This is a genomic window from Xylanibacter caecicola (genome assembly GCF_013166515.1).
Lineage (GTDB): Bacteria > Bacteroidota > Bacteroidia > Bacteroidales > Bacteroidaceae > Prevotella > Prevotella caecicola.
The window spans coordinates 35,851-51,624 of the sequence record NZ_JABKKJ010000001.1; the positions used below are offsets into that span (position 1 = coordinate 35,851).

11 protein-coding genes and 1 pseudogene are annotated in these 15,774 nt (G+C 47.8%); 4 read left to right on the forward strand and 8 right to left on the reverse strand.

All coding sequences use genetic code 11. The features are described from left to right. Positions 1 to 178: 178 nt before the first annotated feature. Positions 179 to 2,944: a DNA polymerase I gene (gene polA, locus HPS54_RS00165; RefSeq protein WP_172343480.1), complete on the reverse strand. Its 2,766-nt coding sequence runs from the start codon at positions 2,942 to 2,944 to the stop codon at positions 179 to 181. A gap of 86 nt (positions 2,945 to 3,030) precedes the next feature. Here polA and HPS54_RS00170 point away from each other — a divergent pair, with 86 nt between their 5' ends. Further along, positions 3,031 to 4,008: a polyprenyl synthetase family protein gene (locus tag HPS54_RS00170; RefSeq protein ID WP_172343481.1), complete on the forward strand. Its 978-nt coding sequence runs from the start codon at positions 3,031 to 3,033 to the stop codon at positions 4,006 to 4,008. Between the two features lie 78 nt (positions 4,009 to 4,086). Here the strand turns inward: HPS54_RS00170 and HPS54_RS00175 are convergent. The 7 genes and pseudogenes from HPS54_RS00175 to mnmG all read right to left on the reverse strand — a co-directional run bounded on the left by HPS54_RS00175 (position 4,087) and on the right by mnmG (position 11,869). After that, positions 4,087 to 4,649: pseudogene (locus HPS54_RS00175) on the reverse strand (four helix bundle suffix domain-containing protein). A gap of 84 nt (positions 4,650 to 4,733) precedes the next feature. Then, positions 4,734 to 5,651 carry a deoxyribose-phosphate aldolase gene (deoC, locus tag HPS54_RS00180; RefSeq protein WP_172343734.1) on the reverse strand — a complete coding sequence of 306 codons (918 nt, stop codon included), beginning with the start codon at positions 5,649 to 5,651 and terminating at the stop codon, positions 4,734 to 4,736. 20 nt (positions 5,652 to 5,671) lie between these two features. After that, positions 5,672 to 5,995: a nucleotide pyrophosphohydrolase gene (locus tag HPS54_RS00185; RefSeq protein ID WP_172343735.1), complete on the reverse strand. Its 324-nt coding sequence runs from the start codon at positions 5,993 to 5,995 to the stop codon at positions 5,672 to 5,674. Between the two features lie 114 nt (positions 5,996 to 6,109). Beyond that, the gene (gene dtd / locus HPS54_RS00190) at positions 6,110 to 6,562 is read right to left on the reverse strand and encodes a D-aminoacyl-tRNA deacylase (RefSeq protein WP_172343482.1); all 453 of its coding nucleotides are present in this window, start codon (positions 6,560 to 6,562) and stop codon (positions 6,110 to 6,112) included. A 591-nt stretch (positions 6,563 to 7,153) separates the two neighbouring features. Continuing rightward, on the reverse strand, positions 7,154 to 9,013 hold the full coding sequence (uvrC, locus tag HPS54_RS00195) for an excinuclease ABC subunit UvrC (RefSeq protein ID WP_172343483.1): 1,860 nt from the start codon (positions 9,011 to 9,013) through the stop codon (positions 7,154 to 7,156). Positions 9,014 to 9,274: 261 nt separating this feature from the next. Further along, positions 9,275 to 9,805 (reverse strand): adenine phosphoribosyltransferase, encoded by a 531-nt coding sequence (locus tag HPS54_RS00200; protein ID WP_172343484.1) that lies wholly within the window; start codon positions 9,803 to 9,805, stop codon positions 9,275 to 9,277. Between the two features lie 192 nt (positions 9,806 to 9,997). Then, positions 9,998 to 11,869: a tRNA uridine-5-carboxymethylaminomethyl(34) synthesis enzyme MnmG gene (gene mnmG, locus HPS54_RS00205; protein WP_172343485.1), complete on the reverse strand. Its 1,872-nt coding sequence runs from the start codon at positions 11,867 to 11,869 to the stop codon at positions 9,998 to 10,000. 281 nt (positions 11,870 to 12,150) lie between these two features. Here mnmG and HPS54_RS00210 point away from each other — a divergent pair, with 281 nt between their 5' ends. The 3 genes from HPS54_RS00210 to HPS54_RS00220 all read left to right on the forward strand — a co-directional run bounded on the left by HPS54_RS00210 (position 12,151) and on the right by HPS54_RS00220 (position 15,719). After that, positions 12,151 to 12,837, forward strand: a complete 687-nt coding sequence (locus HPS54_RS00210; RefSeq protein ID WP_172343486.1) for a succinate dehydrogenase/fumarate reductase cytochrome b subunit — start codon at positions 12,151 to 12,153, stop codon at positions 12,835 to 12,837. A gap of 126 nt (positions 12,838 to 12,963) precedes the next feature. Further along, on the forward strand, positions 12,964 to 14,946 hold the full coding sequence (locus tag HPS54_RS00215) for a fumarate reductase/succinate dehydrogenase flavoprotein subunit (protein WP_172343487.1): 1,983 nt from the start codon (positions 12,964 to 12,966) through the stop codon (positions 14,944 to 14,946). A 17-nt stretch (positions 14,947 to 14,963) separates the two neighbouring features. Continuing rightward, positions 14,964 to 15,719, forward strand: coding sequence for a succinate dehydrogenase/fumarate reductase iron-sulfur subunit (locus tag HPS54_RS00220; protein ID WP_172343488.1), 756 nt, complete (start codon positions 14,964 to 14,966; stop codon positions 15,717 to 15,719). Positions 15,720 to 15,774: the final 55 nt, after the last annotated feature.

Below are 15,774 nucleotides of genomic sequence, written 5' to 3' on the forward strand. Positions count from 1 at the left end.
TTGAATTACGAGTTTGGAGTTACGAATGACGAGTTGTTGCGCTTTGCGCAATTATAAATTTAGAGTTACGAATTACAGAAACTGTTTTTGAATTTATAAATTGTTAATTCCAAACTTACTATTCTTAATTGCGCAAAGCGCAACAACTCGTCATTCGTAACTCCAAACTCGTAATTCATCAGTGTGCTTCCAGCCAGTTTGCACCCCATCCGCAGTCTGCCGTGAGCGGAACGAGTAGGGGATAGGCGTTCTGCATTTCTTCCATTACTATGCGTTCCACTTTTTCTTTCTCTTCCGGAAGTACCGAGAAGTTAAGTTCGTCGTGTACTTGTAGAATAATCTTGCTCCTTATTCCCTCGTCTTTGAAGCGCCGGTGGATGTTTATCATGGCAACTTTTATTATGTCCGCCGCGCTGCCCTGTATCGGCGCATTTATGGCGTTGCGCTCCGCAAAGCCGCGTACAGTGGCGTTGCGCGAGTTGATGTCGGGCAGATAACGACGCCGGCGGAAGAACGTTTCGACATATCCGTGACTGCGTGCCGTTTCCTTTGCCTTTTCCATATAGTCGTGGACACGTGGGAAAGTTTCGAAGTAGCCGTCTATCAGCTGCTTAGCCTCCTTACGGTCTATGCCTAATCTGTCTGCCAGACCGAACACGGTGATGCCGTAAATGATGCCGAAATTGGCACGTTTCGCCTTTGTACGCTGGTCGCGGTTCACGTTTGCGATGTCTTCATTGTATATTTTTGCGGCTGTTGCGGCATGTATGTCATGACCCTCGCGGAACGCTTCGATCATGTTTTCGTCGCCGCTGAGATGCGCCATCACGCGCAGTTCAATCTGACTGTAGTCAGCGGAGAAGAACAGACAGCCCTCTTCCGGGATGAACGCCTTGCGTATCTCCTTTCCGTCTTCGCCGCGCACAGGGATGTTCTGGAGGTTCGGGTCACTCGACGAAAGGCGTCCCGTAGCCGTTACGGTCTGGTTGAACGATGTGTGGATGTGTCCCGTTCGTGGGTTGATAAGTTTTGGCAGGGCGTCCACGTAAGTGCCCAAGAGTTTCTTCAAGCCCCTGTGTGCCAGTATGTCTCCCACTATTTCGCTTTTTCCTTTCAGCGATTGCAGCACCTCTTCGTTGGTTACATATTGTCCGGTCTTTGTCTTCTTGGGCTTCTCCATTATCTTCATCTTTCCGAAGAGAATGTCGCCCACTTGTTTGGGAGATGCGATATTGAACTCCTCGCCTGCAAGACTGTATATCCGTTGCTCCAGTTCCTTCATGCGGGCGGTGAGTATCTGCGATGTCTCCGACAGCGAGTCGGTGTCTATGCGCACGCCGTTCATCTCCATCTCGGCAAGTACTGCGACGAGAGGCATCTCTATTTCATAGAACAACTCTTCCACTCCCGCTTCCTTCAGTTTGGGTTCGAGAATGTTTTTCAGCCTCAGTGTGATGTCGGCATCTTCCGCCGCATATTCGTAAACCTGAGAGGGTGGGAGGTCGCGCATGCTCTTCTGGTTTCTGCCTCGCGGTCCGATGAGTTCGTTTATGTGTATGGTGCGGTAGTTAAGATACACTTCCGCCATGTAGTCCATGTTGTGTCTCAGTTCCGGTTGTATGAGATAGTGGGCGATCATGGTGTCGAACATTTTTCCGGCGAGGGTCACTCCGTAGTTGCGCAACACCTCCATGTCGTACTTGATGTTCTGTCCCACTTTCACGATTTTCTCGTTTTCGTATATAGGTTTAAATATATTAACAATTCTTTGGGCTTCTTCACGATTTTCGGGAACAGGCACATAGAATGCCTGATTTTCCTTCACGGCAAAGCTCAGACCAACTAATTCAGCCTCGATTGCGTCCGTTGACGTTGTCTCCGTGTCTAAACTGAGAATTGATTTAGTCAATAAAAGCGAAAAAAGATTATTTATATCATCCTCACTGTCAACGAGTTGATAGTCGTGAGGTGTCGTTTTTATATCTGAAATACGGCTGTTTTCAGAATTTTCCGTGCTCTCGGGCGTAAAAACGGCAAATAAATCGGGTTGTTGCTCAGCCTTTTTTTGAATATTTTTAGTTTTGTTTAGAATTCTGTCCGCGAACGATTTGAACTCCAGTTCGTCGAAGATTTTACGCAGTTCGGGTTCGTTCGGTTCCTTCACCTTAAGCTCTTCCATGTCCGGTTCGATAGGAACGTCGGTTTTTATGGTGGCGAGAAATTTTGAGAACTTTATCTGTTCGGCGTTCTCCTTCACTTTTTTCTTTATAGCCCCTTTAAGCTCATCGGTATGTGCGAGCAGGTTTTCAATGTTTCCGAATTGGCTTATCAGTTTTACGGCTGTTTTTTCTCCCACGCCCGGACATCCCGGTATGTTGTCTGCCGAGTCGCCCATAAGTCCGAGCAGGTCTATCACCTGTGATGTCGACTCTATGCCGTATTTGTTTTTTATGCCTTCGGTGTCGAGCGTCTCATAGCCCCCTCCGTGTCTCGGACGGAACATGAAGACGTTTTCCCGCACCAGTTGTCCGTAGTCCTTGTCGGGTGTCAGCATGAATGTCTGTATGCCCATGTCGGCAGCCTTTATGGATATTGTACCTATAACATCGTCCGCCTCGAAGCCTTCCGCCTCGAGTATGGGTATGCGGAAAGCGCGAAGTATGTCCTTGATTACCGGTACAGAGGCGCGTATGTCTTCCGGAGTCTCCTCTCGCTGCGCCTTGTACTGCTCGTAAGCCACGTTGCGGAACGTAGGTCCGTGAGGGTCGAATGCCACTCCGATGTGTGTGGGCTTCTCCTTGCTCAGTACCTCGTGCAACGTGTTGCAGAACCCCATCACGGCTGAAGTGTTAAATCCCTTGGAGTTGATCCTTGGGTTTTTAATGAAGGCATAATACGAACGATATATCAACGCGTAAGCGTCTAAGAGAAACAATTTATCCATTTAATCTAAAGTTTTTAGATGTAAAAGTACTAATTTTTTACCATTAATCCGATAAAATCACTAATTTTGTATCAAAATTGCAGGTTATGGATTATTTATCTCTTATAAAGGCACCTATTGTTAATGAGCTTGATGACTTTATCAGGCTTTTCAACAGTTCGCTGACTCACGACGGTGAGTTGCAGGAGGAAATATTTGCCAGGATAAGAGAGCGTGCCGGCAAGCGCATGCGCCCTATGCTGATACTTCTTATGGCAAAGGCTCATGGTGGGGTGAACGCCTCCACGCTTAATGCGGCTGTAGGTCTTGAACTGCTCCACACGGCAAGTCTTGTGCACGATGACGTGGTGGACGAGAGCGGCGAACGTCGTGGGCAGGCATCTGTCAATGCCTTGTACGACAACAAGATAGCTGTGCTCGTGGGCGATTACATACTGTCTACCGCTCTGCTGCATGTTGCCATGACGGAGAACAACACGATAGTGAAATATCTTGCGGAACTTGGGCGGACGCTGTCTAACGGCGAGATACTTCAACTTACCAACATTTCAAATGATGATATTTCGGAAGACGTTTATTTCCAGGTGATACGTCAGAAGACGGCGGCATTGTTCGAAGCCTGTTGTTCGGTAGGGGCATTGTCGGCAGGAGCTTCTCCCGAAGATGTGGATGCGGCGAGGCGTTTCGGACAGGATATGGGTGTGATATTCCAAATCCGTGATGATATTTTTGATTATTACGAGTCATCAGCAATAGGTAAGCCGACCGGCAACGACATGGCGGAAGGAAAGTTGACGCTTCCCGTTATACATACACTTAACTCCGGCAACGATGATTCTATGCTTTCTGTGGCGCGCAAGGTGAAGAGACTGGAGGCTACAAAGGAGGATATTGCCGTATTGGTGGAATATGCCAAGAGCAGCGGCGGAATAGAATATGCGGAGCGTAAGATGGAGGAGTTGCGCGTGAGATGTGTAGGATATATAGAGAGTGTTGTGGCTGCGGAAGATATAAAGAAAGCGCTTGGGGCTTATCTGGAGTTTGTCATAAGGAGGGATTTGTAGTAGGGGAGAGCCTACTTGTTTTATAGGGCATATAAGTCTTATAGGACATATATGCCTTATATAAAAAGGCTTCTGACATCATTTCTTGTTTCTTCTATTCCAATCAGACCTTGCCTTATACATTTCTTCCCTTATCCCGCCATTTTCTATAAAGTCTTTTTTCAAGTATTTTATGAGTTTTCCGAGCAACGTATCAGTTTGGTGGATAAGAGTTATTGTAATGTTGGCAATGGTTTCTGCAGAACGTACTTCTATGGCTTGGCGATAAAATTTACTGTCGTTTTGCTTTGCGCATACACTTCTTGCCTGTGAGAATTTCGGGCTGTTTATGTCCCATTGCTCCAAATTTCGCACGCGCAGATAGTCCTCATAGTCGGCAGGAGTTCTTGAAGGCTTGCACGCGCCACGTTTATCAGTTTCAGTTCGGTTTCCTTTGATGTGGTGCTTGCAGCACTGCCTTCGATGATATTCTGCTTGCACGAGCGGGCGGCCTGTATCATCTGGTCTATGGTGCGGTCGCCTCTTTCAAGGTATTTGTGGGCAAAGTAGAAGGTTATATCATATATACACATTGATTTTTGATATGAAAAAAGTTGTCGGTAGTTTCCTCTTTGCGGTATGAAATCTCCTATATCAGGCATGGTGTTTTTGTTTTTCAGGTATTATGTTATGGTATATGGCTTATAAGCCATATAAGACTTATAAGCCATATAATATTAATTTTCTCAGAAGAACTTCGTCTCTTTCCCTTCAATTTCGCTCAGCAACATGTTTGCCAGACGGCTGGTGCCGAGGCGGAACCACTTGTTTGTGAGCCATTTTTCGCCCAGAACCTCTTTTACTATGGTATAGTATATAAGTGCATCCATTACAGAGTTGATGCCTCCTGCGGGCTTAAAACCAATCTGTATGCCCGTTTCCTCATAGTATTCCTTTATGGCCTGGCACATCACGTAGGCAGCTTCGGGTGTGGCGGCAGGCTCGAGCTTTCCGGTAGATGTCTTTATATAGTCGGCTCCGGCATACATTGCTATGATAGAAGCCTTCTTTATGTTCGATGCGGTTTTCAGACAACCGGTCTCGAGGATCACTTTCATGGCATTTTCGCCGCACACCTGTTTCAGTTCGCTTATCTCGTCGGCAACGCCCTCATAGTCGCCGCTGAGGAACTTGCCTACGGGCATAACGATGTCTATCTCCGTTGCACCGTCTTTTATTGCCAGTGCCGTCTCCGCAACCTTTACCTCTATGAGTGCCTGTGATGATGGGAAACTGCCTGATACGCAGGCTATTTCTACACCGTCAATCTCGAGTGTTTCGCTTACGGTTTTGGCAAAACAGGGATATACGCAAATTGTTGCCACATGAGGCAGGTCGCCGTATGCCTCGTCAAATTGGTTTACTTTTTCGGTGAATGCCATTACGCTTGTCTCCGAGTCGGTTGTCTTGAGCGTTGTCAGCTCTATGCTTCCCATAAGGAATTTCTTTGTCTCGATGTTATCGTTTTCGTGTACCTTTTCTGCGATGATTTTCTTCACCGCCTCGCGTACTTCATCGTCAGAAATTTCGGTGTTGTACTTTCCGAGTGCTTCCTCGTACTTGCTCTGGGGCTTGTTGCCGTGGTTATGGCAATGAGCGTGCATGTTTTCTTTTTCTGTCATAATTATTTTAATTTAGGGTTATTGATATGTCTGTTACAGTCTCTTTTCGTCTTTTTCTCGAAGCTACGGCGCAGTTCCTCGCCAAGGTCTGTGCCTGTCTGGTTGGCAAGGCACAGCAGCACCCACAGCACGTCTGCCATCTCTTCACCGAGAGAGGTGTTTTCACTCTCCTTGAAGCTCTGGTCGCCGTATTTGCGCGCTATTACGCGTGCCAGTTCGCCCACCTCCTCGGTCAGGCATGCCATGTTTGTAAGTTCGGAAAAATAGCGCACGCCATATTCCTTTATCCACCTGTCTACGGCGGTCTGTGCCTCGCGCAGTGTCATCGAGGCGGCGGTGGGGTAGTTGTCATTACTCATTGTCACTTTGTTTTTTATGTTTGCCATGGTTGTTCTTACTCTTCCCTTATATAGTGTTCCGTCCTTTGAGCCTACGTATTTCTACTCCCTGTTTTTAGAGTCCATACATATTGTTACCGGTCCGTCGTTTAGCAGTTCCACTTTCATGTCCGCACCAAACTCTCCAGTAAGCGTTTCGCTGCCCGTTTCGGCAGTCATCAGTCGGCAGAACTCGTTGTACAGAGGTATCGATATGTCGTGTCTCGCAGCCCGTATCCACGACGGGCGGTTGCCTTTCTTATACGATGCCATGAGCGTGAACTGGCTCACTACCAGCACTTTGCCTCCGATGTCTTTCACAGACAGGTTCATCACGCCGTTCTCATCGCTGAAGATGCGCAGCGATGCCGTTTTCTTTGCCAGCCATGCCGCGTCTTCCACCGTATCTTCCGTGCATACGCCGAGCAGCACAAGCAGTCCGTTGTCTATGGCAGCCTTTACCTTTCCGTCTATTGTCACCGATGCGTGCGATACACGTTGTATAACTGTTCTCATCTTTTATGGTTGTTGTATTATGCAAAGACAATGAAAGCCGAGTGCAATGAAATTCATTTCATATTGCCTAGGCGCATCTTGTCTTATGCAAAGATAGTGTAAAATCTGTGGATATTGGTAGAAAATAGGGTAATAATTATGTGGGTATTTGGTTGTATTCTCTTTCGTTAGGGGCATATTTTTCACTTCGTTCAACAACACGTCTTGTATTTGTCCGTACGCATCGAAAATGCGTTCAGATTAGGAAATAAGGTTTCAAATACAAATTATTTTGTTGTATCGTCCATTTTATTCGTGCATATGAAATGAAGGATGCCTCCGTGAGGCGTGCGGACAAATACAATCATAAGTCCCTACATTATGGATTCGTCAATATTACACATGACATCATGCCATGCGGTTTTGGATGCTCCATGGAGCGTCCCTGCTCGGGGCGGTTTTTCATTTTCAAACCCTCAAATCCCAGCCAATAACCTCTCACATTGCAAAAGGCGGCATATTGCACGCCAATATGCCGCCTTTTAGAGCCTGAAACGCCACCTTTTGGAAGCTAAAAGGTATCATCTTGATTATCAATATGTTACAAGACGTCTATAAAACGCTGTTTTCCTGCTTTTCCGCATCACCGTTTTCATGGAAGAAACGCCATACCGTTTCACCCTTGGATGTGCCTATTATGCCGGTAAGTATCTGTAAATCAGCCTCTTTAATCTTCCTTACGCTTTTCAGCTCTTTCAGCAGCAAGTCTTTTGTTTTCGGTCCTATGCCTTTTATGTCGTCAAGCTCACTGTGCAGTGCATGCCTGCTGCGCTTGTCCCTGTGGAACGATATTGCGTAGCGGTGCACCTCGTCCTGTATCCTCGTCATAAGCCGGAATATCTCGCTGTCGGTCTTCATTCCCACTACCACCGGTGGATGTCCGTACAGCAGTTCGCTTGTGCGGTGGCGGTTGTCTTTAGCCAGTCCGGCAATGGGAATGTGCAGTCCCAGCTCGTCTTCAACCACCTGTCTTACCACCTCCATTTGCCCCTTGCCGCCATCGGTGATGATGAGGTCGGGCAGGGGAGAACCTTCCTCTTTCATGCGTGAATAGCGGCGGCGCACCACCTCCTGCATAGAGGCGTAGTCGTCGGGACCTACAACCGTCTTTATGTTGTATTTGCGATAGTCTTTCTTGCACGGTTTCAGCTTTTCAAACACCACACATCCCGCCACGGCATCCGTTCCGCTGATGTTCGAGTTGTCGAAACACTCTATTCTGTATGGCATGCGCGGCAGCTTCAGAGCGTCCTGTATTTCCTTCATCAGCCGCACCGCTTTCTGCTCGGGATTTAGCTTTTCCGACTGTTTCAGACGGTCGAACTTATACTGTTTGCCGTTCATTGCCGACAGGTCGAGCAGCGTTTTCTTGTCTCCTCGTTGAGGGACGGTGAATGTTATTCCGTCTAATTGCGTGTCGGGTTCGAACGGTACTATTATCTCACGCGATGTGCTTCCGAGCCGCTCACGTATCTGCACTATGCCGAGGGGTAGGATTTCCTCCTCGGTTTCTTCTAATTTCTTCTTAAATTCGAATGTGAAAGCCTGGTTTATGCTGCCGTTCGTAACGTGCATATAGTTTATGTAGGCAATCTTCTCGTCGTTGGTTATCGTGAATACGTCCACGTTGTTGATTGTGTGGCTCACCACCTCGCTCTTCGAGCAGAAACTGTCGAGAAGCATGTATTTTCGTTTCAGCTCTTCGGCGTCCTCAAACCGCAGCTCTTCGGCAGCCTCCTGCATTTGTCCGTAAAGCATTTTCTGCACTTCGCGCGTGTTTCCTTTCAATATCTCGCGTGCCTGTTCAATGTTTTTTCTGTACTCCTCCGCACTTTGTCTTCCTGTGCACGGCGCACCGCAATTGTGTATGTGATATTCAAGACACGGCTTGTATTTACGTTGTTTTATGCTCTCGTCGGTAATAGGGTATCGGCATGTTCGCGGCTTGTACAGCTTCTTTATGATATCCAGCAGTCCGTACATGGTGCCCAAATGACTGTAAGGTCCGTAGTAGGTTCCGAACTTCTTGTTTATTACGCGCGTGCTGAAGATACGTGGCAGATATTCTCTTGTCACGCATATCGACGGATATGTCTTGCCGTCTTTCAGAAGAATGTTGTATTTGGGCTTGTATTTCTTTATGAGATTGTTCTCGAGCAGGAGCGCGTCTTCTTCCGTGTTTACAACCGTGTAGGATATGTCGAATATCTTACTTACGAGCACTTTGGTCTTGAAACGGTCCACCTCCTTGTGAAAATAAGAAGACACGCGGTTCTTTAAGTTCTTCGCCTTGCCCACGTATATTATCGTTCCGTGCTCGTCGTAGTACTGGTAGCTGCCCGGCTTGTTGGGCAGTGTGCTTACGATAGCCTTCAGATGAGCAAGCCGCTTCTCGTTTTCCTCTATTGTCATAGGCGTAAGTCGTTAAGTGAGAGATGGTTTAAAATAATTTGTTTCACGTGAAACATGAACACTCTAACATCCTCATGGCATTATGCAGTATGTCTGTCCTTGTATTGAGGGATGTCCTCCTAAAAAACAATTTGCAACGCAATCTGCTGTCAACCGCGTTTGCCTTTAGCGCGGGGTGTTGGCTTTGGGCTTTTTCCGGATTGGAGATTGTGTTGCAAATCTATTGTTGATGTGGCGACGTAGGTTTCGAACCGCCTAGTGTTATACTTGTATAAGCGTTTGTATGTCCGTACCTTCGTCGAAAATGCTGCGACCGTTAAGGTTCTCGTTTACAAGTTCTATGAGGAAGTTTACATATATTTTCTTCGGGTTGAACTTGTTTACGAGGTTATATGCGGCTTTCATTGTTCCGCCTGTTGCGAGCAGGTCGTCGTGAAGAAGTATCACGTCGTTTTCGTTTATCGAGTCCTTGTGGATTTCTATGGTGTCTGTTCCGTACTCCTTGGTGTAGCTCTCCTGTACAGTCTCTGCCGGCAGTTTTCCCGGTTTCCTGCAAAGTATTACGCCTGCACCGAGCCTTATAGCAAGAGCTGATGATATCACAAAGCCACGGCTTTCGATACCTACAATCTTTGTTATGCCCTTGTCTTTGTACATCTCATAAAGCTCGTCAACCATTATGTTCAGACACTCCGGGTCTTTGAAAAGAGTTGTCACATCCCTGAACATAATTCCTTTTTGCGGAAAATCGGGGATAGATCTTAAGTTCTTCAGTAATGTTTCGTTGTTCATTTTTAATTGTATTGTTTTATTGTTTGTTATTTATTATCTACTTTTATCATTCCTGTCGCGTTTCTTTATTCGTATTTCGATACTCTCGCTTTGCATTTGTTTTAATCGGTTTAATCGTGTTTTGTTGTCCATAACTCGCTATTTTGCAGTCTGTTTGATTGTTTATTGTTTCACGTGAAACAATAAATCTTTTTATCTGCCGAGCAGTATGAGCATCACGTTTATGTCACTTGGCGATACGCCGGGTATCCTGCTCGCTTGTGCCAGCGTTTCAGGATCTATCTTTTTCAGCTTCTGTCGTGCCTCGGTGGAAAGCTGCTGCATGGCGGTATAGTTGAAGCGTCCTCTTATTTTGATGTCTTCAAGACGATGCATCTTCTCCGCCACCATTCTTTCGCGCTCTATATATCCTTTATATTTCATCTTTATCTCCGCGGCTTCAGCTGTCTCTTCCTTTCTGTCCGCCGGAGAATCGAGCAGTTCTTTCATTCCCGGGATGAACTCGGATATATTTTCAAGCGTTATCTGCGGTCTTGCGATGAGGTCGGCAACCTTGCATCCTTCGCGCAACGGGGTGGTACCGAGTTTCTCGAGCACAGTGTTTATATCCTTCGGCTTTACGGGCGTGGTGTTGCAGAAATGTTCTATTTTGCTGATTTCTTCTTTCTTTTCAATCCACTTGTCGTATCGTTCGCGCGAGGCAAGTCCTATATCGTATGCTCTCTCCGTGAGCCTGGCGTCGGCATCGTCCTGTCTTAGCAGTATTCGATATTCGGCGCGGCTTGTGAACATACGGTACGGCTCGTCCACTCCCTTGGTGACAAGATCGTCGATGAGGACGCCGATATACGATTCATCGCGCCGCATGACAAACGGCTGTCCGCCGCAGCAGCGTATGGCTGCGTTCATTCCTGCAATCAGTCCTTGTCCTCCCGCCTCTTCATATCCGGTGGTTCCGTTTACCTGTCCGGCAAAGAACAGTCCCTTTATTATCTTCGATTCGAGCGAGTGATAAAGCTGTGTGGGGTCGAAATAATCATACTCTATTGCGTATCCCGGACGGTATACATGGATGTCACGGAATGCCGGTATCTTCTTGAGAGCGTTTATTTGTACATCCATCGGCATGCTCGACGAGAAACCGTTGAGATACATTTCGTTGGTGTCTTCTCCCTCCGGTTCGAGGAAGAGAGGATGTTGCGGTTTGTCGGGAAACGTCACTAGCTTTGTCTCTATCGATGGGCAGTAACGTGGTCCGGTGCTTTGTATCTGTCCGTTGAAAAGGGGCGAATCTGCCAGTCCGCTTCTCAACGTTTCGTGTACGTCGATGTTTGTGTTGCAGGTCCAGCACGGCAACTGTTTCAGCGTTCGTCGCCTGCTCATAAAGCTGAATTTGTGGAAGTCGTTTTCGCCCTTCTGTATCTCCATGTCCTCAAAGTGCACACTGCGCCGGTCTATGCGTACCGGTGTGCCGGTCTTCATCCGTGCATGTCGTATGCCATGGCTTGTGATACTCTCTGTGAGGTGCGGAACGGCAGGTTCGGATATCCTTCCGCCCGGAACTCGGCGGCGTCCTATGTGCATAAGTCCGTTGAGAAATGTTCCTGCGGTTATCACTATGCTTTGTGCGCGCAGCTCCGCGCCCCATATTGTTCTTATGCCTTTGGCTTCTCCATGTTCGACAATCAGCTCGTCAGCTTGGTCTTGCCATATATCAAGATTGGGTGTACTGTCGAGTACACGGCGCCATTCCCAGATGAACTTCTCGCGGTCGCACTGTGCTCTCGGGCTCCATACAGCAGGTCCTTTCGAGCGGTTGAGCATGCGGAACTGTATTGCCGTGGCGTCGGTGACAAGTGCCGTATAGCCTCCGAGGGCGTCGATTTCACGTACAATCTGCCCTTTTGCTATCCCGCCAATTGCCGGATTACAACTCATCTGGGCTATTTTGTTCATGTCCATGGTAACAAGGCAAGTCCTTGCACCCATATTTGCTGCTGCCGTCGCAGCTTCGCAGCCGGCATGACCGCCGCCTATTACCAGTACGTCGTATACCAGGTTCATATATCTTTTACCTTTTTTCTGTTTGCAAACGCCTTCCCGCCGCCTGCTTGCAGGGCTGTGTATGAATAGTTCGGAAGGCTCTTTCATTCCGCCACAAAAGTAAGAATAAAAATTGAATTTTTAACAAAATACTTTGATTTATCACTGAAATGGAGTATATTTGCACACCGCCGAGGATGCCATTATATCTATAATAAGGTATTATAGCATCCGTTCAGGTGTGTTTCAGGATGTCTAATATTATTATTTTTAACATTTAAATACCTAAATTTCAATCATTTATGTGGTTATGTAATTCATCTATCGGAAGGAAAGTGGTGATGTCTGTTACCGGCATTGCGCTTATCCTGTTCTTGACGTTCCACATGTCAATGAACGTTGTTGCTCTCATTTCGGGAGATGCCTACAACATGATTTGCAAGTTTCTCGGTGCCAACTGGTATGCCCTTGTGGCAACTCTCGGTCTGGCAGCGCTGACGGTTGCTCACATTGTCTATGCGTTCCTGCTCACCATGCAGAACCGCCGTGCACGCGGAAACGAGCGCTATGCCGTTACGGTTAAGCCGGCAAAAGTGGAGTGGGCATCGCAGAACATGCTGGTTCTTGGCATCATCGTTGTGCTTGGCATCCTGTTGCATCTCTTTAATTTTTGGTATAACATGATGTTTGCCGAGGTTGCGCACATTTCCGTTCCTCATGATCCGGCAGACGGTTTTGCCTACATCAAGGACACGTTTGCATGCCCGGTATATGTTGTACTGTACATCGTGTGGCTCGTGGCAATATGGTTCCACCTCTCTCACGGTTTCTGGAGCGCCATGCACACTCTCGGTTGGAACGGCAAGATATGGTTCAACCGTTGGAGAACGATAGGTCTTGTGTATACCTCTCTGCTCATGCTGGGTTTCCTCGTGGTTGTTCTTGCCTTTGCGTTCGGCGTTGCTCCGAGCCTGTGCTGTGCAGCCTGATGTTCAGGAAAAAGGCTTTTTGTTGTATAGAGTTATCAAGTATTAAGAAATAAAAGCCTGTGAGGCAAAAGGCGGTATGTTGCCGCCGGCACTTCGCGAAACAGGCTGTATAAATACAAAAAAATCATGGCAAAGACATTAAATTCCAGAATACCCGAAGGTCCGGTAGCCGAAAAATGGACCAATTATAAAGCTCATCAGCGCCTGGTGAACCCTAAGAACAAACTCAAGCTCGATGTTATCGTTGTCGGGACAGGTCTGGCAGGAGCATCTGCTGCCGCTTCTCTCGGCGAAATGGGCTTCAACGTATATAACTTCTGCATACAGGACTCGCCCCGTCGTGCGCACTCTATCGCTGCACAGGGCGGTATCAACGCTGCAAAGAACTATCAGAATGACGGCGACTCGGTTTACCGTCTGTTCTATGATACGGTGAAAGGTGGTGACTACCGTGCACGTGAGGCAAACGTATACCGCCTTGCTGAGGTGTCGAACGATATCATAGACCAGTGTGTGGCACAAGGTGTGCCTTTCGCACGTGAGTACGGCGGAATGCTTGCAAACCGTTCTTTCGGTGGTGCACAGGTGTCCCGCACGTTCTATGCGAAGGGTCAGACGGGTCAGCAGTTGCTGCTCGGTGCATACTCTTCTCTGAGCGCACAGGTTAACGCAGGCAAGGTGAAACTCTACACACGTTATGAAATGGAAGACGTGGTTATTGTAGACGGTCGTGCACGCGGTATCATCGCAAAGAATCTTGTGACAGGCAAGCTGGAGCGTTTCAGCGCCAATGCCGTAGTTATCGCTACCGGAGGATACGGTAACGCATACTTCCTGTCGACCAACGCTATGGGCTGTAACTGTACAGCTGCTGTTCAGTGCTACCGCAAGGGAGCATATTTCGCAAACCCGTCATACGTTCAGATACACCCGACATGTATCCCCGTGCACGGCGACAAACAGTCAAAACTGACGCTGATGTCCGAGTCTCTGCGTAACGACGGTCGTATATGGGTACCTAAGAAACTCGAAGATGCAAAGAAACTGCAGGCTGGCGAGATTAAAGGTTCCGACATTCCGGAGGAGGATCGTGACTACTATCTGGAGCGTCGCTATCCTGCTTTCGGCAATCTTGTGCCCCGTGACGTTGCCAGCCGTGCTGCAAAAGAGCGCTGCGACAAGGGATACGGAGTAAACAACACAGGTCTTGCAGTGTTCCTCGACTTCTCCGAGAGTATCGAACGTCTCGGCATAGACGTTGTTCTGCAGCGTTATGGTAACCTCTTCGACATGTACGAGGAGATAACAGACGTTAATCCGGGCGAGCTGGCGAACGAGATAAACGGCGTGAAGTACTACAATCCGATGATGATATTCCCCGCTATACACTATACAATGGGTGGTATCTGGGTTGACTATGAGCTTCAGACAACAATCACGGGTCTGTTTGCAATCGGTGAGTGCAACTTCTCCGATCACGGAGCAAACCGCCTCGGTGCTTCTGCTCTTATGCAGGGACTTGCTGACGGATATTTTGTTCTTCCTTATACAATACAGAATTATCTTGCCGACCAGGACGTATGGCCGCGCCTGTCGACCGATCTGCCTGAGTTTGAGGAGGCTGAAAAGGCTGTCGAGGCAGAGATGAACCGTCTCATGAACATTAAGGGCAAGCGTTCGGTAGACTCAATCCACAAGGAGCTTGGTCATATAATGTGGGAGCATGTAGGTATGGGTCGCACCAAGGAAGGTCTTGAAGAAGGTCTTAAGATGCTTAAGGAACTGCGCAAGGAGTTTGACACCAATCTCTTTGTTCCGGGCACGAAAGAGGGGCTTAATGTCGAGCTTGACAAAGCTATCCATCTCCGCGACTTCATCATTATGGGCGAACTTGTGGCTTACGATGCCCTGCATCGCGAAGAGAGCTGCGGCGGACACTTCCGTGAGGAGCACCAGACAGAAGAGGGAGAAGCCAAGCGTGATGACGCAAACTTCTTCTATGTAGGCTGCTGGGAGTATCAGGGCAGTGATGACAAAGCACCCGAACTCATCAAGGAACCGCTTGAGTATGAGGCTATAAAGGTACAGACAAGAAATTATAAGAACTAATAAATAACTGCAATATCATGGCTAAGAATATAAGTTTCACACTGAAGTATTGGAAGCAGAACGGTCCGAGAGAAAAAGGCCACTTCGATACACGCGAGATGAAGAACATCCCTGATGACACTTCATTCCTCGAAATGCTTGACATTCTGAACGAAGAGCTTATCAACGAGGGTAAAGAACCGTTCGTGTTTGACCACGATTGTCGCGAAGGTATATGCGGTATGTGTTCACTGTATATCAACGGTCATCCTCACGGTCCTGCCACCGGAGCCACTACGTGCCAACTCTATATGCGCCGTTTCAATGACGGTGACGTGATAACCGTTGAGCCGTGGCGTTCTGCCGCATATCCTGTTATAAAGGACTGCATGGTTGACCGCGGTGCGTTTGACAAGATCATACAGGCTGGCGGATACACCACTATCCGTACCGGACAGGCTCAGGATGCCAACGCGATACTCATTCCGAAAGAGGACGCCGACGAGGCAATGGATTGCGCTACATGTATCGGTTGCGGAGCCTGCGTCGCTGCGTGCAAGAACGGCTCGGCGATGCTTTTCGTAAGTTCTAAGGTTAGTCAGTTGGCACTGCTTCCGCAGGGGCGTCCCGAGGCTGCAAAACGCGCCAAGGCGATGATTATGAAGATGGAAGAGCTTGGTTTCGGCAACTGCACAAATACCCGTGCTTGTGAAGCCGAGTGCCCCAAGAACGAGTCGATTTCCAACATCGCACGCCTGAACCGTGAGTTCATCAAGGCCAAGTTGGCAGATTAATGGCTTTTTTATACAGGATATGCCGGTTTAAGGCATATCCTGTTTTTTTATTTTT

Coding starts and splice junctions, on each gene's coding strand:
- polA (WP_172343480.1), bottom strand. CDS start 2,944: ATGGATAAATTGTTTCTCTTAGACGCTTACGCGTTGATATATCGTTCG.
- HPS54_RS00170 (WP_172343481.1), top strand. CDS start 3,031: ATGGATTATTTATCTCTTATAAAGGCACCTATTGTTAATGAGCTTGAT.
- deoC (WP_172343734.1), bottom strand. CDS start 5,651: ATGCACGCTCATTGCCATAACCACGGCAACAAGCCCCAGAGCAAGTAC.
- HPS54_RS00185 (WP_172343735.1), bottom strand. CDS start 5,995: ATGACACTGCGCGAGGCACAGACCGCCGTAGACAGGTGGATAAAGGAA.
- dtd (WP_172343482.1), bottom strand. CDS start 6,562: ATGAGAACAGTTATACAACGTGTATCGCACGCATCGGTGACAATAGAC.
- uvrC (WP_172343483.1), bottom strand. CDS start 9,013: ATGACAATAGAGGAAAACGAGAAGCGGCTTGCTCATCTGAAGGCTATC.
- HPS54_RS00200 (WP_172343484.1), bottom strand. CDS start 9,805: ATGAACAACGAAACATTACTGAAGAACTTAAGATCTATCCCCGATTTT.
- mnmG (WP_172343485.1), bottom strand. CDS start 11,869: ATGAACCTGGTATACGACGTACTGGTAATAGGCGGCGGTCATGCCGGC.
- HPS54_RS00210 (WP_172343486.1), top strand. CDS start 12,151: ATGTGGTTATGTAATTCATCTATCGGAAGGAAAGTGGTGATGTCTGTT.
- HPS54_RS00215 (WP_172343487.1), top strand. CDS start 12,964: ATGGCAAAGACATTAAATTCCAGAATACCCGAAGGTCCGGTAGCCGAA.
- HPS54_RS00220 (WP_172343488.1), top strand. CDS start 14,964: ATGGCTAAGAATATAAGTTTCACACTGAAGTATTGGAAGCAGAACGGT.